At 65.7% G+C, this 19,738-nt stretch carries 19 protein-coding genes; 7 read left to right on the forward strand and 12 right to left on the reverse strand.

Annotation, left to right across the window (positions count from 1 at the left end; all coding sequences use genetic code 11):
* Positions 1–25: 25 nt before the first annotated feature.
* The 5 genes from mrdA to K5H97_RS25855 are packed head-to-tail and all read right to left on the reverse strand — an operon-like array spanning position 26 to position 4,815.
* Positions 26–1,924 (reverse strand): penicillin-binding protein 2, encoded by a 1,899-nt coding sequence (gene mrdA, locus K5H97_RS25835; RefSeq protein ID WP_028690386.1) that lies wholly within the window; start codon positions 1,922–1,924, stop codon positions 26–28.
* Positions 1,925–1,941: 17 nt separating this feature from the next.
* Complete coding sequence (gene rlmH, locus K5H97_RS25840; RefSeq protein ID WP_023631106.1) at positions 1,942–2,409, reverse strand: 23S rRNA (pseudouridine(1915)-N(3))-methyltransferase RlmH; 468 nt, start codon at positions 2,407–2,409, stop codon at positions 1,942–1,944.
* Between the two features lie 9 nt (positions 2,410–2,418).
* Complete coding sequence (gene rsfS, locus K5H97_RS25845; protein WP_028690385.1) at positions 2,419–2,838, reverse strand: ribosome silencing factor; 420 nt, start codon at positions 2,836–2,838, stop codon at positions 2,419–2,421.
* A gap of 44 nt (positions 2,839–2,882) precedes the next feature.
* Positions 2,883–3,542 carry a nicotinate-nucleotide adenylyltransferase gene (gene nadD / locus K5H97_RS25850; protein ID WP_028690384.1) on the reverse strand — a complete coding sequence of 220 codons (660 nt, stop codon included), beginning with the start codon at positions 3,540–3,542 and terminating at the stop codon, positions 2,883–2,885.
* A gap of 1 nt (position 3,543) precedes the next feature.
* Positions 3,544–4,815 carry a glutamate-5-semialdehyde dehydrogenase gene (locus K5H97_RS25855; RefSeq protein WP_028690383.1) on the reverse strand — a complete coding sequence of 424 codons (1,272 nt, stop codon included), beginning with the start codon at positions 4,813–4,815 and terminating at the stop codon, positions 3,544–3,546.
* 295 nt (positions 4,816–5,110) lie between these two features.
* Between K5H97_RS25855 and K5H97_RS25860 the strand changes: the two genes are divergently transcribed.
* Positions 5,111–5,803: a DNA-3-methyladenine glycosylase gene (locus K5H97_RS25860; RefSeq protein WP_028690382.1), complete on the forward strand. Its 693-nt coding sequence runs from the start codon at positions 5,111–5,113 to the stop codon at positions 5,801–5,803.
* 3 nt (positions 5,804–5,806) lie between these two features.
* Positions 5,807–7,123: a bifunctional DedA family/phosphatase PAP2 family protein gene (locus K5H97_RS25865; protein ID WP_028690381.1), complete on the forward strand. Its 1,317-nt coding sequence runs from the start codon at positions 5,807–5,809 to the stop codon at positions 7,121–7,123.
* 35 nt (positions 7,124–7,158) lie between these two features.
* On the opposite strand, the gene K5H97_RS25870 is transcribed toward K5H97_RS25865, so the two are convergent.
* From K5H97_RS25870 to K5H97_RS25880, 3 genes are read right to left on the reverse strand one after another with little or no spacing between them, the layout of a single operon-like run.
* Positions 7,159–7,749, reverse strand: a complete 591-nt coding sequence (locus K5H97_RS25870; RefSeq protein ID WP_028690380.1) for an LON peptidase substrate-binding domain-containing protein — start codon at positions 7,747–7,749, stop codon at positions 7,159–7,161.
* 9 nt (positions 7,750–7,758) lie between these two features.
* On the reverse strand, positions 7,759–8,475 hold the full coding sequence (locus tag K5H97_RS25875; RefSeq protein ID WP_028690379.1) for an LrgB family protein: 717 nt from the start codon (positions 8,473–8,475) through the stop codon (positions 7,759–7,761).
* Complete coding sequence (locus K5H97_RS25880; protein WP_028690378.1) at positions 8,472–8,834, reverse strand: CidA/LrgA family protein; 363 nt, start codon at positions 8,832–8,834, stop codon at positions 8,472–8,474. The genes K5H97_RS25875 and K5H97_RS25880 overlap by 4 nt, the downstream gene beginning before the upstream one ends.
* A 151-nt stretch (positions 8,835–8,985) precedes the next feature.
* On the opposite strand from K5H97_RS25880, the gene K5H97_RS25885 reads away from it, so the two are divergent.
* The 3 genes from K5H97_RS25885 (at position 8,986) to K5H97_RS25895 (ending at position 11,935) form a co-directional block, all read left to right on the forward strand.
* Positions 8,986–9,441 carry a MaoC family dehydratase gene (locus K5H97_RS25885; RefSeq protein WP_028690377.1) on the forward strand — a complete coding sequence of 152 codons (456 nt, stop codon included), beginning with the start codon at positions 8,986–8,988 and terminating at the stop codon, positions 9,439–9,441.
* A gap of 88 nt (positions 9,442–9,529) precedes the next feature.
* Entirely contained in the window at positions 9,530–11,263 is a 1,734-nt protein-coding gene (locus K5H97_RS25890) for a C13 family peptidase (RefSeq protein ID WP_028690376.1), read from the forward strand.
* Between the two features lie 27 nt (positions 11,264–11,290).
* Positions 11,291–11,935 (forward strand): oxidoreductase, encoded by a 645-nt coding sequence (locus tag K5H97_RS25895; protein ID WP_028690375.1) that lies wholly within the window; start codon positions 11,291–11,293, stop codon positions 11,933–11,935.
* 64 nt (positions 11,936–11,999) lie between these two features.
* Here the strand turns inward: K5H97_RS25895 and K5H97_RS25900 are convergent, their stop codons facing one another.
* The 4 genes from K5H97_RS25900 to K5H97_RS25915 form a co-directional block, all read right to left on the reverse strand.
* A complete protein-coding gene (locus tag K5H97_RS25900) occupies positions 12,000–12,287 on the reverse strand; it encodes a YceK/YidQ family lipoprotein (protein WP_028690374.1) in 288 nt (95 codons plus the stop codon).
* Complete coding sequence (gene ubiX / locus K5H97_RS25905; RefSeq protein WP_028690373.1) at positions 12,284–12,913, reverse strand: flavin prenyltransferase UbiX; 630 nt, start codon at positions 12,911–12,913, stop codon at positions 12,284–12,286. Before ubiX ends, K5H97_RS25900 begins: the two co-directional genes overlap by 4 nt.
* Positions 12,910–14,259: a UDP-N-acetylmuramate:L-alanyl-gamma-D-glutamyl-meso-diaminopimelate ligase gene (mpl, locus tag K5H97_RS25910; protein ID WP_028690372.1), complete on the reverse strand. Its 1,350-nt coding sequence runs from the start codon at positions 14,257–14,259 to the stop codon at positions 12,910–12,912. The genes ubiX and mpl overlap by 4 nt, the downstream gene beginning before the upstream one ends.
* A gap of 66 nt (positions 14,260–14,325) precedes the next feature.
* A complete protein-coding gene (locus K5H97_RS25915) occupies positions 14,326–16,290 on the reverse strand; it encodes a sigma-54-dependent Fis family transcriptional regulator (protein WP_028690371.1) in 1,965 nt (654 codons plus the stop codon).
* A 267-nt stretch (positions 16,291–16,557) separates the two neighbouring features.
* Here K5H97_RS25915 and exaC point away from each other — a divergent pair, with 267 nt between their 5' ends.
* Both exaC and eat read left to right on the forward strand, forming a co-directional pair.
* Positions 16,558–18,078, forward strand: coding sequence for an acetaldehyde dehydrogenase ExaC (gene exaC, locus K5H97_RS25920; RefSeq protein ID WP_028690370.1), 1,521 nt, complete (start codon positions 16,558–16,560; stop codon positions 18,076–18,078).
* Between the two features lie 181 nt (positions 18,079–18,259).
* Entirely contained in the window at positions 18,260–19,708 is a 1,449-nt protein-coding gene (eat, locus tag K5H97_RS25925; RefSeq protein ID WP_028690369.1) for an ethanolamine permease, read from the forward strand.
* Positions 19,709–19,738: the final 30 nt, after the last annotated feature.

Genomic DNA, 19,738 nt, shown 5'->3' on the forward strand with positions numbered 1-19,738 from the left:
GAGAGCATGCGGTCGAAGTTGTTCTTCACTGGGCCGATTCCTGGGCGACTGTGGCAGGGGCGAACTCGGGCTTGAGCCGGCCGTTCTCGTCAAGCAGCCAGGCATCCATGACCTGGCGCACCACGGGGGCGGCGACGCCGGAGCCGGACTCGCCGTTCTCGACCATCACCGAGACCACGATCCGCGGATCGTCGGCCGGGGCAAAGGCGACGAACAGCGCATGGTCGCGGTGGCGTTCCTGGAGTTTGTTGCGGTCGTACTTCTCCCCCTGCTTGATCGCCACCACCTGAGCGGTACCGCTCTTGCCGGCGATGCGGTACTGCGAACCAATGGCGGCCTTGCGAGCGGTGCCGCGGGCGCCGTGCATCACCTGCTCCATGCCGTGAGTGACCCTGGCCCAGTCCGACTTGTCGCGCAGGACGATGTTTTCCATGGGGTTCTCGTCCACTGGGGGCTGGCCTTCGATGGTCTTGGCCAGGTGTGGACGGTTCCACACGCCTTTGTTGGCAATCAGCGCGGTGGCCTGGGCCAACTGCAGCGGCGTGGTCTGCATATAGCCCTGGCCGATGCCGAGGATCAGGGTTTCGCCGGGGAACCAGGCTTGGCGGCGGGTGGCGCGCTTCCATTCACGGGAAGGCATCAACCCGGGCGACTCCTCGAACATGTCCAGGGCGACCTTCTGCCCGATACCGAACTTGTTCATGTAGCTGGACAACCGATCGATCCCCATCTTGTGTGCAAGATCGTAGAAGTACGTGTCGTTTGATCGCATGATCGCCACATCCAGATCGACCCAGCCATCGCCGGTGCGGTTCCAGTTGCGGTATTTGTGATCGTAGTTGGGCAGTTGGTAGTAGCCCGGGTCGAACACCCGGCTGCCCGCCGTCACCACGCCGCTGTCCAGACCGGCGATCGCCACCGCCGGCTTGATGGTCGAGCCTGGCGGGTAGAGGCCGCGCAGCACGCGGTTGAACAGTGGCCGGTCGATCGAATCGCGTAGTTCGGCGTAAGCCTTGAAGCCGATGCCGGTGACGAACAGGTTGGGGTCGAAGCTCGGCTGGCTGACCATGGCCAGCACTTCGCCGGTGCGCGGATCGAGGGCGACGATGGCGCCACGGCGCCCGCCCAGAGCCTGCTCGGCAGCCTCCTGCAGCTTGATGTCCAGACTCAGCACGATGTCCTTGCCAGGCTTCGGGTCGGTGCGCTTGAGCACTCGCAGCACGCGGCCACGGGCGTTGGTCTCGACTTCCTCGTAGCCCACCTGGCCATGCAACTCGTCTTCGTAGAAGCGTTCGATGCCGGTCTTGCCGATGTGGTGGGTGCCGCTGTAGTTCACCGGGTCAAGGGTCTTGAGTTCCTTCTCGTTGATCCGTCCGACATAGCCCACCGAATGGGCGAAATGCGCACCCTGGGGATAATGGCGAACCAGTTGCGCCGCCACTTCCACGCCGGGCAAGCGGAACTGGTTGACCGCGATGCGGGCAATCTGCTCCTCGTTCAACTCGAACAGGATCGGCACCGGCTCGAATGGCCGACGCCCCTGTTTCATGCGCTTCTCGAACAGGGCACGGTCGTCGGGGGTGAGTTCGAGCACTTCGACGATCACATCCAGCACGTCTTGCCATTTGCCGGCATTGCCGGCGCGCTCGCGGGTCATCACCAGGCTGAAGCTGGGGCGGTTGTCCGCCACCACCACACCGTTACGGTCGAAAATCAGCCCTCGGGTCGGCGGAATCGGCTGCACATGCACCCGGTTGTTCTCCGACAGCGTCGAGTGATAGTCGTACTGGATGACCTGCAGGTAATACAGCCGGGCGATCAGCACGCAGACGAGCAGCACCACCGCCACGGCGCCCACGACAACGCGGTTGCGCACCAGGCGGGCGTCTTTCTCGTGGTCCTTGAGGCGAATCTGCTGCGGCATCGGACAGGCTTACAGGTTCATTTGTGGTAGGGATGCCCGGACAACACGGTCCAGGCGCGGTAGATCTGCTCGCCGATGAGTATCCTTACCAATGGGTGCGGCAACGTCAGCGGCGACAGCGACCAGCGCTGTTCGCTGCGCGCGCACACCTCCGGCGCCAGCCCCTCCGGGCCGCCCACCATCAGGTTGACCGTGCGCGCATCCAGGCGCCAACGGTCCAGCTCGCCCGCCAGTTGCTCGGTGCTCCAGGGCTTGCCATGGACCTCGAGGGTGACGATGCGCTCCCCAGGCTGCACCTTGCTCAGCATCGCCTCGCCCTCCTGACGGATCAGGCGGGCGACATCGGCATTCTTGCCGCGGGTGTTCAGCGGGATTTCCACCAGCTCCAGCGCAAGCTCCGGGGGCAGGCGCTTGGCATACTCATGCCAGCCTTCCTCGACCCACTTGGGCATGCGCGAGCCGACCGCGATCAGACGCAGACGCACGGCGCTTCCTTATTCCCGGTCCTTGAGCTTCTCGGAATACTCGTGGGCGTGTTCCGGGCTGTGGTGCTTGCCATCGGCGGCACGGCTTTGCTCGGCACCCTGCCACAGGCGCTCCAGGTCGTAGAACTGGCGGGCAGCGGCGGTCATCATGTGGACGATGACGTCGTTGAGGTCCAGCAGCACCCAATCACTGTCGCCCTTGCCTTCTTCGCCCAGCGGTTGAGCGCCCTTGGCCTTGACCGCCTCACGGACCTTTTCCGCCATGGCGTTGATCTGGCGGTTGGAGGTACCGGTGGCAATGATCATGTAGTCGGTCAGGCTGTGCTTTTCGCGCACGTCGATGACCTGGATGTCCTGGGCCTTGACGTCTTCCAGCGCGGCCTTGGTCACTGCGACCAGTTCTTCGCCGTAAATTTTCTGCTTGGTCATATAAAACTCGTTCAACTCATTGATTGAGGCGCCAGCGGGCGCCGTCAGTTGGACACACGATACAGGTCGTGTGCCTCGATATAGGCCAGTACTGCGTCCGGCACCAGGAACCGCGCCGACTTGCCGCTGGCCAGCAGCTGTCGGATCTGTGTGGCGGACACCGCGAGCGGGGTCTGCCAGACGAACGAAATGTGCCCCGCCGGGCCGGACATGGCGGTGGGATCGCTCTCCGAGCGCGCCGCCAGCAAGTTGCGCAGCGCGTCGGGGGGTTCGACATCGGCATCCGGGCGTTGCAGCACCAGGATGTGACAGTGTTGCAGCAGTTCTTCCCAGCGATGCCAGCTGGGCAGGCCGCAGAACGCGTCCCAACCCAGCACCAGGAACAACTGGTCGTGCGCGTGCAGCTGCGCACGGATCGATTCAAGGGTGTCGATGGTGTACGACGGCTTGTCGCGGGCCAGCTCGCGGTCATCCACGCTCAGGCGCTCGACGCCCTGCACGGCACTACGCACCATGGCCAGGCGGTCCTGGGCCGACACCTGCGGCGTGTCGCGGTGCGGCGGGCGGGCGTTGGGCAGCAGGCGCAGTTCGTCGAGGCGCATGAACTCGGCCACTTCCAGCGCGCTGCGCAGGTGGCCGATATGCACCGGGTCGAAGGTCCCGCCGAGAATGCCGATACGCCGGACTGCCACCGCGTTGCTCAACTCAGCACGACTCCTGGCCGCGCAGCTGGCCGTCACCGATCACCACGTACTTCTCGCAGGTCAGGCCTTCCAGGCCGACCGGGCCGCGGGCGTGCAGCTTGTCGGTGGAGATGCCGATCTCCGCGCCCAGGCCGTACTCGAAGCCGTCGGCGAAGCAGGTCGGGGTGTTGAGCATGACCGATGCCGAGTCGACCTCGGCGATGAAACGCCGGGACTGCCCCTGGTGCTCGGTGATGATCGAGTCGGTGTGGTGCGAACCGTAGTGGTTGATGTGCTCGATGGCCTGCTCCAGACCGTCGACAACGCGGATCGACAGGATCGCGTCGAGGTATTCGGTGTGCCAGTCGTCTTCGCTGGCCGGCTTGGCGTCGATGATCGCCCGGGTGCGCTCGCAGCCGCGCAGCTCGACGCCCTTGTCGTGAAAGCGGCGGGCCATTTCCGGCAGGAAGCGCTCAGCCACGGCCTGGTCAACCAGCAGGGTTTCCATGGCGCCGCAGATGCCGTAGCGGTAGGTCTTGGCGTTGAAAGCCACGCGCCAGGCCTTGTCCAGATCGGCGTGGGCATCGACGAAGACATGGCAGATGCCGTCCAGGTGCTTGATCACTGGCACCCGGGCATCGCGACTGATGCGCTCGATCAGGCCACGACCGCCGCGCGGGACGATCACGTCGACGAACTCCGGCATGCTGATCAGCGCGCCCACGGCCTCACGGTCGGTGGTCTCGACCACCTGCACCACGGCCGGCGGCAGGCCGGCCTCGGCCAGGCCACGCTGGATGCAGGTGGCGATGGCGCGGTTGGAGTGGATGGCCTCGGAGCCGCCACGCAGGATGGTGGCGTTGCCCGACTTCAGGCACAGGCTGGCGGCGTCGATGGTCACGTTGGGGCGCGACTCGTAGATGATGCCGATCACACCCAGCGGCACGCGCATCTTGCCGACCTGGATGCCCGACGGACGGTAGCTCATGTCGCGGATGGCGCCGACCGGGTCCGGCAGGCTGGCCACCTGGCGCAGGCCGGTGATCATGCCGTCGATGCGTGCGGGGGTGAGTGCCAGGCGGTCGAGCAGCGCCGGCTCCAGGCCGTTCTTGCGACCGTTGGCCAAGTCCTGTTCGTTGGCTGCGGTGAGCGCGTCGCGGGCCGCGTCGAGGGCGTCGGCGGCGGCCTGCAGGGCGCGGTTCTTCTGCGCGGTGCTGGCACGGCCGATCACCCGCGAGGCCTCACGGGCGGCGCGACCCAGGCGGGTCATGTAGTCAAGAACGGACTCGGTCATGGGCTCGATGTCTTGGCAAAGGGGAAATCGGCTGATTATAACTGGAGCGCTCGGGTACGCCCAGCGGCGGGTGGCGGATGGTAGAAAATGCTGGAAGGAATGTGTAGGAAAGATGTAACCACCCGTATCGAAAAACACCCCAACCCCAGCAAGGAGAAAGCCGGCGCCCACGCCCTTTGGGGCATCCAGCCCGATGGCGGAAGCGGAAATGCCCTGCCATGGCGTCAATCTGATTCAGCCTCGATTAAGCCATTCATTGCTATCATCGCCGCCTTCACAGCCACGAACCGTGCGTATGTCCGCTCCAGCCCCCTGCCCGGCCCGGGCCTTGCCCGACAGCTTCTTCGACCGCGATGCCCAGACCCTCGCCCGCGAGCTGCTGGGCAAGGTCATCCGCCATCGCCACGGCGATCTCTGGCTGGCGGCGCGGATCATCGAGACCGAGGCCTACTACCTGACCGACAAGGGCAGCCACGCCTCCCTGGGCTTCACCGAGAAGCGCAAGGCGCTGTTCCTCGACGGCGGGCACATCTACATGTACTACGCCCGTGGCGGCGACTCGCTGAACTTCAGCGCCCACGGCCCGGGCAACGCGGTGCTGATCAAGTCCGCCTACCCCTGGACCGACGCCATCTCCGACGCCAACAGCCTGGCCCGGATGCAACTGAACAATCCCGACGCCAGCGGCAACCTGCGCCCTCCCGAGCGCCTGTGCAACGGCCAGACCTTGCTGTGCCGGGCCATGGGCCTGAAGGTGCCGCACTGGGACGCCCGGCGCTTCGACCCCGAGCGCCTGTATGTCGAGGACTGCGCCATACAGGTGCCGAGGGTGATCCAGACCACCCGCCTGGGCATCCCCCACGGCCGCGATGAACACCTGCCCTACCGCTTCGTCGATGCCGACTACGCGCGCTTCTGCACCCGAAACCCGCTGCGCCGCGGCCAGGTCGAAGGGAAAGACTTCTTCATGCTCGAACAAGGAAACTGAACCATGGGCCAATGGCTGGACAGCCTGACCGCCTGGCTTGGCGCCAACCCGCAGTGGCTGGGCCTGGCCATCTTCATCGTGGCCTGCGTTGAATGCCTGGCCATCGCCGGCATCATCGTGCCCGGCACCGTGCTGCTGTTCGCCGTCGCCGTGCTGGCCGGCAGCGGCGCCTTCAGCCTCGGCGAGACGTTGCTGCTGGGCTTCCTCGGCGGCGTGCTGGGCGATGCGATCTCCTATGGCATCGGCAAGTACTTCCACCAGAACATCCGCCGCCTGCCGCTGCTGCGCAGCCACCCGCAGTGGATCGGCAGCGCCGAGGCGTACTTCCAGCGCTACGGCATCGCCAGCCTGCTGGTCGGCCGCTTCATCGGCCCGCTACGGCCGATGCTGCCGATGGTTGCCGGCATGTTCGACATGCCGCTGCCGCGCTTCATCGCCGTGAGCCTGGTGGCCGGCGCAGGCTGGTCGGTGGCCTACCTGCTGCCGGGCTGGGCCACCGGCGCGGCCATGCGCCTGCCACTGCCGGAAGGGTTCTGGCTGGACGCCGGAATCGTCGTCGGCACCCTGGCGGTACTGATCGGCCTGAGCCTGAGCACCAGCATCCGCGACCAGCGCCATGGCACCCGCCTGATCGCCGCCCTCAGCGGCCTGGCCGTGGCGGCGTTGTTCATCGGCTGGCCATACCTGAACGAGTTCGACCAGGGCGTGATGACCCTGGTCCAGGAACACCGCAGCCAGGTCATCGACGGCGCCGTGGTGCTGATCACCCGCCTGGGCGACTTCCGCACCCAGTTCTTCCTGGGCGGCCTGCTCACCGGCCTGCTGCTGCTGGCCCGGCAATGGCGCCATGCCTTATTCGCCGGGGCGACGCTGATCGGCACCGCCGCCGCCAATGGCACCTTGAAATGGCTGTTCGCTCGCGCCCGCCCCGAAGTGCTGGTCGATCCGCTGACCAGCTACAGCATGCCCAGCGGCCACAGCTCGGCGTCCTTCGCCTTCTTCCTGGTGCTGGCGGTACTGGCCGGTCGCGGGCAGCCACCGCGCATGCGCCTGACCTGGGTCATGCTGGGCTGCCTGCCAGCACTGGCGATCGCCTTGTCGCGGGTGTACCTCGGGGCGCACTGGCCGACCGACATCCTGGCCGGGGCACTGCTGGCGTGCTGCGTGTGCGCGGCGAGCCTGACCCTGGTACAGCATCGCCAACCGCTGGTGGCGCTGCCGCAACGGGTGTGGTGGCTGGTGCTGCCGGCCTGCGTCGCGTTGCTGGCGTTCTTTGCCCTGCATGCACTGCCAAAGGCGTTGTTGCGTTACCAGTACTGATGCACTCGCGAGGTGTTGGAGCGGGCTTGGGCAGCTCAGGCGAACAACTCGCCCTGGATCCGCTCGAGCAGCGCCTGGATCGCCTCCAGCCTCAGCTGTGGCGAATCGATGGCCAGCAGGTCGAGCTTGTCCTCTTCCATGAACGGAAGCAGGTACGCCAGCTGGTTGCCCAGCGACTGGCGCCCGTCCACGTCGCGTGGCATGTCCAGCGCCTCGACCATCGGGTGCTCGCCCAACGCCAGCAGCAAGGCCAGCAGGTCGTCGTCCTGCTCCACCAATGGACTGTCCGGCAGGTCCGCGAGCCATTGCACCTCGGCGAGCATCAGCTGGTCCTTCTGCACCTCGGTCTGCTCGACACGAAACCGCCGCACGCCCTCGACGCGAATACCCAGCAGGCCGTTGTCCTGCTGCACGAAATCGCGGATCAGCGCCTCGCAGCCGAGCGAGGCCACCACCGGCGGTGCCTTGCCCACCTGCTCGCCTTCAAGGATGCACACCACGCCGAAACCGGCACCCTGCTTCATGCAGCGGCCGATCATGTCCAGGTAGCGCGCCTCGAAGATCTGCAGGTCGAGCAGGCAACCGGGGAACAGCACGGTATTGAGGGGAAACAGCGGTAACGTCATCTCGACTCCTCAAGCCACCAGGCTGACCGCCAACGGCAGGAACACCGCCGTGGCCACCCCCATCAGGCTCATCGCCAGCGCGGCGAAGGCGCCGCATTCATCACTTTCCTGCAAGGCCACCGAAGTGCCCACCGCATGGGCGGTCACCCCTAGCGCCATGCCTCGCGCCTCGGGGCTGAGCACGCCGCATCGGGTCAACAGCGCCGGGCCGAAGATCGCACCGATCACCCCGGTGATCAGTACGAACACCGCGGCCAAGGCCGCCACACCGCCGATCTGCTCGGCCACCAGCATGGCGATCGGCGAAGTGACCGATTTCGGCGCCATGGTCATCAGGATCATGTGTTCGGCACCGAACCACCACCCCAGCGCCAGGCACGCCACGGTGGCGAACAGGCCTCCGACTACCAGCGTAGTAAAAGTCGGCCAGAACAGCTGCCGAATGCGCCGCAGGTTGAGGTAGAGCGGTACCGCCAGGGCCACGGTGGCCGGCCCCAGGAGGATGTTCATGATCTCGGTGCTCTTGCGGTATTCGGCGTAGTCGATGCCGCAGGCCAGGAGGATGCCGATCACTACCAGCATCGACACCAGCACCGGTTGCAGGAAGATCCAGCGGGTCTTCTCGTAGCCCGCCAGCACCAGCTGGTAGGCGGCCAACGTGATGCCGATGCCGAACAACGGATGATGGATGACCGCCTCGAGTGCGCCGTGCCAGTCGAGGATCATGGCTGCTCCTCGCGCTTGCCCTGGCGGTGGATCAGCTTCTGCATCAGCACGCCGACGAACACGAGGGTCAGCAGGCAGGAGATCAGCAAGGCCCCGACGATGGCCCAGAAGTCGGCGGCGATGTCCCTGGCATAGACCATCACCCCCACCGCCGGCGGCACCAGCAGCAGCGGCAGGTAGCGCAACAGGCTGCCAGCGGCCTCGTTGAGCGGCTCGCCAACCTCGCCACGGGTCATCAGGAAGGCCATCAACAACAACAGGCCGATGATGGGCCCGGGCAGGATGGGCAGCAACAGGTGGTTGATCGCCGTTCCCAGCAACTGGAACAGCACCAGCCAGGTCAAACCACGCAACAGCATATGGACCTCCCTCAAAGCATGGCGGCCATTATAAGCACGCTAAGCAACTGGCTATAAGGCGATATTCGGCGAAAAGCAGTCAACTTGACTGAAACGGTTCGCCGTGCTGATCTTGCACACTCGTACCAAATGACAATCTGGAGATGTCGCGATGCCCTATGTACCCGTTACAGAGCTTTCGCAGTACGTTGGCAAGGAACTGGGACGTTCCGCCTGGCTGAAGATCGATCAGCAACGCATCAACCTGTTCGCAGAGGCCACTGGCGATTTCCAGTTCATCCATGTCGATCCCGAAAAGGCGAAGAAAACGCCGTTCGGTACCACCATCGCCCATGGTTTCCTCACCCTGTCGCTGATCCCCAAGCTGATGGAAGACATCCTCGTGCTGCCCGAAGGACTGAAGATGGTGGTCAACTACGGCCTGGACAGCGTGCGCTTCATTCAACCGGTGAAGGTCGACAGCCAGGTGCGACTGAAGGTCGACCTGACCGACGCCACCGAGAAGAAACCGGGGCAGTGGCTGCTCAAGGCCACCGTCACCCTCGAGATCGAAGGCGAAGAAAAACCCGCCTACATCGCCGAACCGCTGTCGCTCTGCTTCGTTTGATACGCCCCTGGGGCCGCCACGCGGCCCCGATTCACGCCCCCGCGCATTCTGCGGCATACTCGGCGCATCGATTGCCGCGGAACCCGCCATGCGCCCCCTGCTTCCCCTGACCTTGATCCTGTTGCTTGCCGCCTGCGGCGAAGGTGAACCGTTGTCGCCTCCGGACGCCCGGTTGCCCGACGGCGGCCGCTACCGCGGCCAGGTGGTCGATGGGCTGCTGCAAGGCGAGGGACGCATCGACTACCCCAACGGCAGCTGGTATGCCGGCACCTTCAAGGACGGCCAGTGGCATGGCCAAGGCGAATGGCATGGCAGCAACGGCGAGGTCTATCGCGGCCAGTTCAGTGCAGGCCTGTTCCAGGGGCTGGGCGACCTGACCACCCCCGGAAGCCATTATGCAGGCACCTTCAAGCATGGCCGACGCGACGGCGAGGGCACGCTCAAGCAGAACGACCAGACCTACCGCGGCCAGTTCAAGGACGACCAGTACGAAGGCGCCGGCCAACTCGAACTGGCCGACGGCAGCCGCTACCAGGGGCTGTTCGCCAAGGGCAAGCCCAATGGCGCCGGAGTGCGCAGCGACGCCAGCGGCAACCAGTTCAGCGGCCACTTCATCGACGGGCAGTTGCAAGGCGCCGGCACCTATGACAGCGCCGACGGCGAGCAGTACATCGGCGAATTCAAGGACAACCGCCTCGAAGGCCGGGGGCGCTACGAGAGCGCCGACGGCGACGTCTGGATCGGCGACTTCAAGGATGGATCACTGGTCGGCCAGGGCGAACTGCTGGGCAGCGACGGCAGCCGCTACAAGGGAGGTTTTCGCGACTGGCGCTTCGCCGGCAGCGGTACCTTGCAGCTGGCCGACGGCAGCCAGTACGTCGGCGGTTTCGCCGACGACACCTACCACGGTCGCGGCAAGCTGACCCACCCGGACGGACGGATCGAGAGCGGCACCTGGGTCAACGGCGTGCGCGTGCGCGATGCCCAGGGCAAACTGCTGCCCGACCCACTGGACCTGGCCTTGCTCAACCAGGGCAAGCTGCTGGCCGATGCCCTGGCCAAGGTGCCGGCGTCGGTGCCGCCGGTGCAGCTGTACAGCCTGGTGGTAGCCGGCGACGGCCAGCAGAGCGTATTCCTGCGCGAAGCCGACTATGTCAGCAACATGCTCAAGGTGCGCTTCGGCGCCCACGGCCAGGTGACCCTGGTCAACCATCGCGACCACCTGGCCGACCGCCCGATGGCCACCCGCGAGAACCTCACCCGCGCCGCCCGCACCCTGGCCGAGCGCAGCGGCCCCGAGGACCTGGTGTTCATCTACCTGACCAGCCATGGCAGCCATGACCACCAACTGGTCCTCGACCAGCCGCGCCTGCAACTGGCCGACCTCTCCGCGGACGAGCTGGCCAGCGCCCTGGCCCCGCTGAAAGACCGCGACAAGGTAATCGTCATCTCGGCCTGCTATTCGGGTGGCTACATCGCTCCGCTCAAGGACGACCGCACCCTGGTCATGACCGCCGCGCGCCCCGACCGGGTGTCGTTCGGCTGCTCCGAAGAAGCCGACTTCACCTATTTCGGCGACGCCCTGTTCGCCCAGGCGCTGAACCAGACCGACGACTTGAAACAGGCGTTTGAACTGGCGCGTCAAAGCGTTGCCGAAAGAGAACGAAGGGAGGGCTTCGAAGCCTCGGAGCCGCAGCTCTGGGCGCCGCCAGCAGTGATCAGCCACTGGCAGCGCCTGCGCCGCCAACAGGCCGAGCAAGCCCTGCGCAATGAAGCCCAGCCAGCTTCTGGGCAACAGGCAAAAACACCTGGTGCCCACTAAGCTGTGTAGTAACGAGGGAGAGACATCATGTACCTGACGCCTCAACATGTCCTGCTTGCCGGTGCCACGGGTCTGACGGGTGAACACCTGCTCGACCGCCTGCTCAACGAGCCCACCATCAGCCGCGTTCTGGCACCGACCCGCCGCCCCCTGGCCGAGCACCCGCACCTGGAAAACCCGGTGGGCGACCCGGCTGTGTTTCTCCCGCAACTGGCCGGCCGTGTCGATATCGCCTTCTGCTGCCTGGGCACCACGCTCAAGCAGGCCGGCTCGGAAAATGCGTTCCGCGCCGTCGACCTGGACATGGTCGTGGCCTTCAGCAAGCGTGCCCGCGAGATGGGCGCCCGCCACCTGCTGGTAATCAGCGCCTTGGGCGCCGATCCGAAATCGTCGGTCTTCTACAACCGGGTCAAGGGCGAGATGGAAGAGGCGCTCAAGCAGCAGGACTGGCCGCAGTTGACCATCGTGCGGCCTTCGCTGTTGCTGGGCGAGCGGATCGAGCCGCGTCTGGGGGAACGGATGGCAGCGCCCTTCGCCCGCCTGATACCGGGCAAGTACCGGGGCATCGAGGCCTGCACCCTGGCTCGGGCGCTGTGGCGTCTGGCGCTGGAAGAGGAAGATGGGATTCGGGTGGTTGAGTCCGACGAACTGCGCAAGCTGGGGAAGAAATAGTCAGTCCTGAACCACGCCAATCGCCGGCAAGCCGGCGATTGTGCTGCAGAGCAGCCCTTGGCTATCAAAGACCACCGGTGGCGTTAAAGCCCACCCCCGCCGCCGTCAACAACGACAACGGCAGCAGCAAGGTATCCAGCAACGCACTGCCCGGCAGGTCCAGCCCCGGATAGGCCGGCGCTTCGGCGCCAAAGCGGTCCAGGGGACAACAACCGCCGTTGATCACGTACAGGTCCAGGCGCGTCCCGGCATACACCACCGGCGCCCCCGGCTTGTTGGCGTCGAGGGTGCGCACCGTGGCGCAGCCGCCGAGCTGGACCAGTATCACCAGCCCCGCCAGCACCCGCTTCAATCATCGACCCCATAGTGATGCTCGCCCCAGCGCGGCAGCATGTCCTGCGGGATGTTCAGCAGATTGAGGATGCGCGCCACGACGAAATCGACCAGGTCGTCGATGCTCTGCGGCTGGTGGTAGAACCCCGGTGCCGCCGGCAGGATCACCGCGCCCATCTGCGACAGCTTGAGCATGTTCTCCAGGTGGATGGTGGAGAACGGCGCCTCGCGCGGCACCAGGATCAATTGCCGACGCTCCTTGAGGGTCACGTCGGCGGCGCGCTCGATCAGGTTGTTGCAGGCGCCCGTGGCGATCGCCGAAAGGGTCCCGGTGGAACAGGGCACCACCACCATCGCCGCCGGCGCGCCGGAGCCCGAGGCCACCGGCGACATCCAGTCTTCCTTGCCGTACACGCGGATCTGTCCGTCGGCCGCGCCAGTGTACTCGGTGAGGAACGCCTGCATGGCCTGGGGCTTGGCCGGCAGCAGCACGTCGGTCTCGGTGGCCATCACCAGTTGCGCGGCCTTGGAGACGAGGAAGTGCACCTCACGCTCCTCACGCACCAGGCAATCGAGCAGACGCAGGCCATACTGCGCCCCGGAGGCGCCGGTCATGGCCAGGGTGATGCGTTCCGGCCCGCTCACTTCAGCGCCTCGGCCAGCTTGCCGTGCAGGCCACCGAAGCCGCCGTTGCTCATGATCACCACATGGGTGCCCGGCCGGGCCTGGCCCTTGATGCGCTCGATGATGGCTTCAAGGCTGTCGGCCACCACGCTCGGCACCTTGCACTGCGCGGCGGTGCCCGCCAGGTCCCAGCCCAGGTTGGGCGGCGCGTACCAGATCACCTGGTCGGCGTCGTTGACGCTTTCCGGCAGGCCATCGCGGTGGGCACCGAGCTTCATGGAGTTGGAGCGCGGCTCGATCACCGCAATCACCGGTGCCTCGCCGACGCGCTTGCGCAGACCGTCGAGGGTGGTGGCGATGGCGGTCGGGTGGTGAGCGAAGTCGTCATAGATGGTCACGCCCTGCACTTCGGCGACCTTCTCCATGCGCCGCTTGACGCTCTTGAACGCGCTCAGGCCTTCGATACCCATGGCCGGCGCCACGCCGACATGACGGGCGGCGGCCAAGGTAGCCAGGGCGTTGGCGACGTTGTGCTGACCGGTCAACGCCCAATCCACCACACCCTGCGCCTGACCTTCGAACAGCACCTCGAAACGCGAGCCGTCGGCGCTGAGCAGCCGCGCCTGCCATTGCCCGCCTTCGCCGGTGGTCTGCACCGGGGTCCAGCAGCCCATGCCGATGACCCGCTCCAGCGCCTGCTCGGTGGTCGGGTGGATGACCAGGCCTTCGCTGGGGATGGTGCGCACCAGATGGTGGAACTGCCGCTCGATGGACGCCAGGTCGGGGAAGATATCCGCGTGATCGAACTCCAGGTTGTTGAGGATCGCGGTGCGCGGGTGGTAGTGGACGAACTTGGAGCGTTTGTCGAAGAAGGCGCTGTCGTATTCGTCGGCCTCGACCACGAAGAACGGCGTTGCGCCCAGGCGCGCCGACACCGAGAAGTTCTGCGGCACGCCGCCGATCAGGAAGCCCGGGCTCATGCCAGCGTGTTCCAGAACCCAGGCCAGCATGCTGCTGGTGGTGGTCTTGCCGTGGGTACCGGCCACGGCCAATACCCAGCGGCCCTGCAGCACATGGTCGGCCAGCCACTGCGGGCCGGACACATAGGGCAGGCCTTTGTTCAGCACGTACTCCACCGCCGGGTTGCCCCGCGACATGGCGTTGCCGATCACCACCAGGTCAGGTGCCGGCTCCAGCTGGGCCGGGTCGTAGCCCTGGGTCAGCTCGATGCCCTGGGCCTCGAGCTGGGTGCTCATCGGGGGATAGACGTTGGCGTCGGAGCCGGTGACGCGGTGGCCCAGCTCCTTGGCCAGCACGGCCAGCGAACCCATGAAAGTGCCGCAAATACCGAGAATATGAATGTGCATGATCGACCTCGCAAAACGTCGAGGCAGGGTAGCCCAGGGCGAGGGAAATCGCACTCGCTGTTTCGCTCATCCGACCCTGGCGATGCCGTGTTTGCGCAGTTTTCGATACAAGGTATTGCGGCTGATGCCCAACTGCTCGGCGACATGGGTCAAGTGCCAGCGGTTTGCCTCCAGTACGGTGAGCAGTGCATCGCGCTCGGCGTATAGGAGCGGCCTTGTGCCGCGACAGGGCTGCGCAGCAGCCCCGGCGTTTTCGGGATCCTGGGGCCGCTCTGCGGCCCTTTCGCGACACAAGGCCGCTCCTGCGGAGGCCGCGCTATTGCGAACAATTGCCGGGAGATCGGAAAACTCGATGTGCGCGCCTTCGCACAACGCCACCAAGGTACGCAGCACATTCCTCATCTGCCGCACGTTACCCGGCCAGGTGAAGTCCAACAGCGCCTGGCGGGCGGCCGGGTCGAGGCCGATGGCCTGGCCCTCGGTCTCCTGCGCCAGCAGGAAGTCCAGCAACTGCGCCTTGTCGCTGCGCTCGCGCAGCGCCGGCAGGGCGACTTCCAGGCCATTGAGGCGGTAGTAGAGGTCTTCGCGGAAACCGCCCTGCGCCACCCGTTCCAGCAGGTCACGGTGGGTGGCGCTGACGATCCGCACATCCACCGCCTGCGGCTCGCCGCCAATGGGCACCACCTGACGCTCCTCGAGCACCCGCAACAGGCGGGTCTGCAGCGCCAGCGGCATGTCGCCGATCTCGTCCAGCAGCAAGGTGCCGCCATCGGCCTGCAACAGCTTGCCGCGCATGCCCTCCTTGCGCGCGCCGGTGAAGCTGCCGCCGCGATAGCCGAACAGCTCGCTTTCGATCAAGCTCTCGGGAATCGACGCGCAGTTGATTGCCACGAACGGCTTGTGCCGACGCGAGCTGGCCTGGTGCACGGCCTGGGCGAAGGCCTCCTTGCCGCAGCCGGTCTCGCCGCGCAGCAGCAGGGGCACATCGCGCTCGAACACCCGCACGGCACGACGAAAGTCCTCGCGCAGGGCTGGGTCGAGCAGGCAAATGCCGGGGGCACTGGCGTGGGGCAAGGCCACCGGCACCGACCACACCGGCGCACGGGCCTGGCCACGCAGGCTGGCGAACACCTGGCGGCCATCGCGGGTGTGCAGCGGCCAGGCGCTGCTGCCCTGGGGCGTGGCGCGACTGAACAGCTCGTCGTGGCTGCAGGCGAAGAACCTGTCCAGCGGCTTGCCCAGCACGCCGCCACGGATGGTGCCCAGCAGGTTCAAGGCGCTCTGGTTGGCGGCGCAGATCCGCCCGTCACCGTCAAAGGCCAGCAACCCTTCGCTGAACAGGCCGACCGACTCCGCCTGCAGGTGGAAGCGCAGCAACCACTGCTGCTCGAAATGACGCAGGAAATAGCAGCTTTCGATCATCTTCGCCGACAGGTTGACCAGGGCCATGGTGTGGAACTGGCTCTGGCGCGACACATCCGGCCGTGCCGACGATACGTCGAGCACCGCCAGCAGCTCGCCATGGGGGTCGAATACCGGGCTGGCCGAGCAGGTCAGGCCGGTGTGTCGGCCACGGAAATGTTCGTCCCGGTGAATGGTCAGGGCCTGGCGCTCGACCAGGCAGGTGCCGATGCCGTTGGTGCCCTCGCGGGCTTCGCTCCAGTCGGCGCCCAACCACAGCCCGGCGCGCTCGAAAATACGCCGCTCGCCGGGGGCGCAGACGCAGTTGAGGATCACCCCGCGGGCGTCGGTCAGCAGCACCGCGTGACCGCTGCCGGAGAGCTGCTGGTGCAGGCTGTTCATCTCGTTGTCGGCGATCTGCAGAACCTGGTGCAGACGCTCGCGGCTCTCCAGCAGGCGGCCGTGCTCGAGCACCACCGGGGCCTGGGCCCGGGCCGGATCGAGGTGGTAATCCTCGAGGCAGCGCAGCCAGGAGCGGGCGATCGACGGGTCGCTGCCCGGCCCGCTGGCCTGGCCGTGGGCGACCGTGAGCACTTGCTGGGCATGGCGACTGAACGGGTTGCTCTGCATTTGTAGTTGTTCTCCGCAGATAGAGCGTGTTGCCAGCATCCTCCAGGCGGCAACGCTTTGCAATGCTGCACTGACCCTGTGGTCACAGGTTGTGTCGTAAACGGTACAAAGTGTCACCCAGGCCGTGTCGGCCCTGGCACAGGGCGGCGCCAGCCACTGCCCGATCTTGACCCAAGTCATTGATACACAAGGCCCTCCAGGCACTGGCCCGACCTTTGCTCTACGCTAGGAAACTCCGCAACAATCACAATGACCAGGAGACACACCATGCGTTACGCACATCCCGGTACCGAGGGCGCGAAGGTTTCCTTCAAGAGCCGCTACGGCAACTACATCGGTGGTGAGTTCGTTCCTCCGGTAAAGGGTGAGTACTTCACCAACACCTCGCCAGTGAACGGCCAGCCGATCGCCGAATTCCCCCGTTCCGGCGCCGAAGACATCGAAAAGGCCCTCGACGCCGCCCATGCCGCCGCCGACGCCTGGGGCCGCACCTCGGTACAGGACCGCTCCAACGTCCTGCTGCGCATCGCCGACCGCATCGAGCAGAACCTCGAACTGCTGGCCATCACCGAGACCTGGGACAACGGCAAGCCGATCCGCGAAACCCTCAACGCCGACATCCCGCTGGCGGTCGATCACTTCCGCTACTTCGCCGGCTGCATCCGCGCCCAGGAAGGCGGCGCCGCCGAGATCAACGAAACCACCGTGGCCTACCACATCCACGAGCCACTGGGCGTGGTCGGGCAGATCATCCCGTGGAACTTCCCGCTGCTGATGGCCGCCTGGAAGCTGGCCCCGGCCCTGGCCGCCGGCAACTGCGTGGTGCTCAAGCCGGCCGAGCAGACGCCGCTGGGCATCACCGTGCTGCTGGAGCTGATCGGCGACCTGTTGCCCAAGGGCGTGCTCAACGTGGTGCAAGGCTATGGCCGCGAGGCCGGTGAAGCCCTGGCCACCAGCAAGCGCATCGCCAAGATCGCCTTCACCGGCTCCACCCCGGTCGGCGCGCACATCATGAAATGCGCGGCCGAAAACATCATCCCGTCCACCGTCGAACTGGGCGGCAAGTCGCCCAACGTCTACTTCGAGGACATCATGCAGGCCGAGCCTGCCTTCATCGACAAGGCCGCCGAAGGCATGGTGCTGGCGTTCTTCAACCAGGGCGAGGTGTGCACCTGCCCGTCGCGCGCCCTGGTGCAGGAGTCGATCTACCCGCAGTTCATGGAAGTGGTGATGAAGAAGGTCCTGCAGATCAAGCGCGGCGACCCGCTGGACACCGACACCATGGTCGGCGCCCAGGCATCCCAGCAGCAGTTCGAGAAGATCCAGTCGTACCTGAAGATTGCCCAGGAAGAAGGCGCCGAGCTGCTCACCGGCGGCAAGGTGGAGCAGCTCGAAGGCGCGCTGGCCAGCGGGTACTACATCCAGCCGACCCTGCTCAAGGGCAACAACAAGATGCGTGTGTTCCAGGAAGAGATCTTCGGCCCGGTGGTCAGCGTCACCACCTTCAAGGACGAAGCCGAGGCCCTGGCCATCGCCAACGACACCGAGTTCGGCCTCGGTGCCGGCGTGTGGACCCGCGACATCAACCGCGCCTATCGCATGGGCCGCGGTATCAAGGCCGGCCGCGTGTGGACCAACTGCTACCACCTGTACCCGGCGCATGCCGCGTTCGGTGGCTACAAGAAGTCCGGCGTCGGCCGCGAAACCCACAAGATGATGCTCGACCACTACCAGCAGACCAAGAACCTGCTGGTGAGCTACGACATCAACCCGCTGGGCTTCTTCTAACAAGAGCAGCTTCAAGTTCCAAGCTTCAAGCGACAAGAAAAAGCAGGCCGGATGCGGGCTGCTTTTTCTTGAAGCTTGCGGCTTGGGGCTTGCAGCTGCCCATTGGCCCGCTTTCTGCAAAACGAATCACCAGTGGCCGGCAGTCCCTCCGGCAACCTAAGAAAAACAACAGGTGAACCCTATGCCAAGCGATCATTCCGGCAGCGCGCCGGCGAGCTCCTCCGTCGACTTCGAAAAAGTCGGATCGGACTATTTCCAGCAACGTGAACTGAAAAAAGGCGCCGCCGGCTGGGTCCTGCTGGTGGGCCTGGGCGTGGCCTACGTGATTTCCGGCGACTACGCCGGGTGGAACTTCGGCTTGGCCCAGGGCGGCTGGGGCGGCATGTTCCTCGCCACCCTGCTGATGGCCACCATGTATTTGTGCATGTGCTTCTCCCTGGCCGAACTGTCGTCGATGATCCCCACCGCTGGCGGCGGCTATGGCTTCGCCCGCAGCGCCTTCGGTCCCTGGGGCGGGTTCCTCACCGGCACGGCGATACTCATCGAGTACGCTATTGCCCCCGCGGCCATCGCCGTGTTCATCGGCGCCTACTGCCAGTCGTTGTTCGGCATCGGCGGCTGGATGATCTACCTGGCCTTCTACATCGTGTTCATCGGCATCCATATCTTCGGGGTGGGCGAGGCGCTGAAGCTGATGTTCATCATCACCGCCGTCGCCGCCATCGCCCTGGCGGTGTTCCTGATCGGCATGGTGCCCCATTTCGATGCAGCCAACCTGTTCGACATCGCCAAGACCGACGCAGTCGGTGCCAGCAGCTTCCTGCCGTTCGGCTATGTGGGGGTGTGGGCGGCGATTCCCTACGCGATCTGGTTCTTCCTCGCGGTCGAGGGCGTGCCGCTGGCCGCTGAAGAGACCAAGAACCCGAAACGCGATCTGCCCCGCGGCCTGATCGGCGCGATGCTGGTGCTGCTGGCCTTCGCCCTGCTGATTCTGGTGGTCGGCCCCGGCGGCGCCGGCTCCGAAGCCCTCAAGGCCTCGGGCAACCCGCTGGTCGAGGCACTGTCCAAGGCCTACGGCGGCTCCACCTGGATGGGCGGCTTCGTCAACCTGGTGGGCCTGGCCGGCCTGATCGCTAGTTTCTTCTCGATCATCTACGCCTATTCGCGGCAGATCTTCGCGCTTTCCCGTGCCGGCTACCTGCCGCGCAAGCTGTCGGAAACCAACAAGAGCAAGGCCCCGGTGCTGGCCCTGGTGATCCCCGGCATCATCGGCTTCGCCCTGTCGCTGACCGGCCAGGGCGACCTGCTGATCCTGGTGGCGGTGTTCGGCGCGACGTTGTCCTACGTGCTGATGATGGCCGCGCACATCACCCTGCGCATCCGCCGCCCGAAAATGGAGCGTCCGTATCGCACGCCCGGCGGCATCTTCACCTCGGGCGTTGCCCTGGTGCTGGCCTGCATCGCCGTGGTCGCCGGGTTCCTGGTCGATCCAAGGGTGGTGATTGGCGCTGCAGTGATCTATGCAGTATTAATTGCCTACTTTGCTTTCTACAGCCGTCACCACCTGGTGGCCGGTACCCCGGAAGAGGAATTCGCCGCGATCCAGAAGGCCGAAGAGGCCCTGCACTGATTGCCGACTTGCGCCGCAGGCCAGGCCTGC

Origin of the sequence: Pseudomonas mosselii (assembly GCF_019823065.1) — a bacterium.
Lineage (GTDB): Bacteria > Pseudomonadota > Gammaproteobacteria > Pseudomonadales > Pseudomonadaceae > Aquipseudomonas > Aquipseudomonas mosselii.

Excerpts from the sequence above, each read along its gene's own strand:
- K5H97_RS25855 (WP_028690383.1), bottom strand. The coding sequence starts at position 4,815 with ATGACCGAGTCCGTTCTTGACTACATGACCCGCCTGGGTCGCGCCGCC.
- K5H97_RS25890 (WP_028690376.1), top strand. The coding sequence starts at position 9,530 with ATGCGCCCCCTGCTTCCCCTGACCTTGATCCTGTTGCTTGCCGCCTGC.
- rsfS (WP_028690385.1), bottom strand. The coding sequence starts at position 2,838 with ATGACCAAGCAGAAAATTTACGGCGAAGAACTGGTCGCAGTGACCAAG.
- exaC (WP_028690370.1), top strand. The coding sequence starts at position 16,558 with ATGCGTTACGCACATCCCGGTACCGAGGGCGCGAAGGTTTCCTTCAAG.
- mpl (WP_028690372.1), bottom strand. The coding sequence starts at position 14,259 with ATGCACATTCATATTCTCGGTATTTGCGGCACTTTCATGGGTTCGCTG.
- K5H97_RS25885 (WP_028690377.1), top strand. The coding sequence starts at position 8,986 with ATGCCCTATGTACCCGTTACAGAGCTTTCGCAGTACGTTGGCAAGGAA.
- K5H97_RS25875 (WP_028690379.1), bottom strand. The coding sequence starts at position 8,475 with ATGATCCTCGACTGGCACGGCGCACTCGAGGCGGTCATCCATCATCCG.
- K5H97_RS25880 (WP_028690378.1), bottom strand. The coding sequence starts at position 8,834 with ATGCTGTTGCGTGGTTTGACCTGGCTGGTGCTGTTCCAGTTGCTGGGA.
- K5H97_RS25915 (WP_028690371.1), bottom strand. The coding sequence starts at position 16,290 with ATGCAGAGCAACCCGTTCAGTCGCCATGCCCAGCAAGTGCTCACGGTC.
- K5H97_RS25860 (WP_028690382.1), top strand. The coding sequence starts at position 5,111 with ATGTCCGCTCCAGCCCCCTGCCCGGCCCGGGCCTTGCCCGACAGCTTC.
- K5H97_RS25865 (WP_028690381.1), top strand. The coding sequence starts at position 5,807 with ATGGGCCAATGGCTGGACAGCCTGACCGCCTGGCTTGGCGCCAACCCG.
- K5H97_RS25895 (WP_028690375.1), top strand. The coding sequence starts at position 11,291 with ATGTACCTGACGCCTCAACATGTCCTGCTTGCCGGTGCCACGGGTCTG.
- mrdA (WP_028690386.1), bottom strand. The coding sequence starts at position 1,924 with ATGCCGCAGCAGATTCGCCTCAAGGACCACGAGAAAGACGCCCGCCTG.
- eat (WP_028690369.1), top strand. The coding sequence starts at position 18,260 with ATGCCAAGCGATCATTCCGGCAGCGCGCCGGCGAGCTCCTCCGTCGAC.
- K5H97_RS25870 (WP_028690380.1), bottom strand. The coding sequence starts at position 7,749 with ATGACGTTACCGCTGTTTCCCCTCAATACCGTGCTGTTCCCCGGTTGC.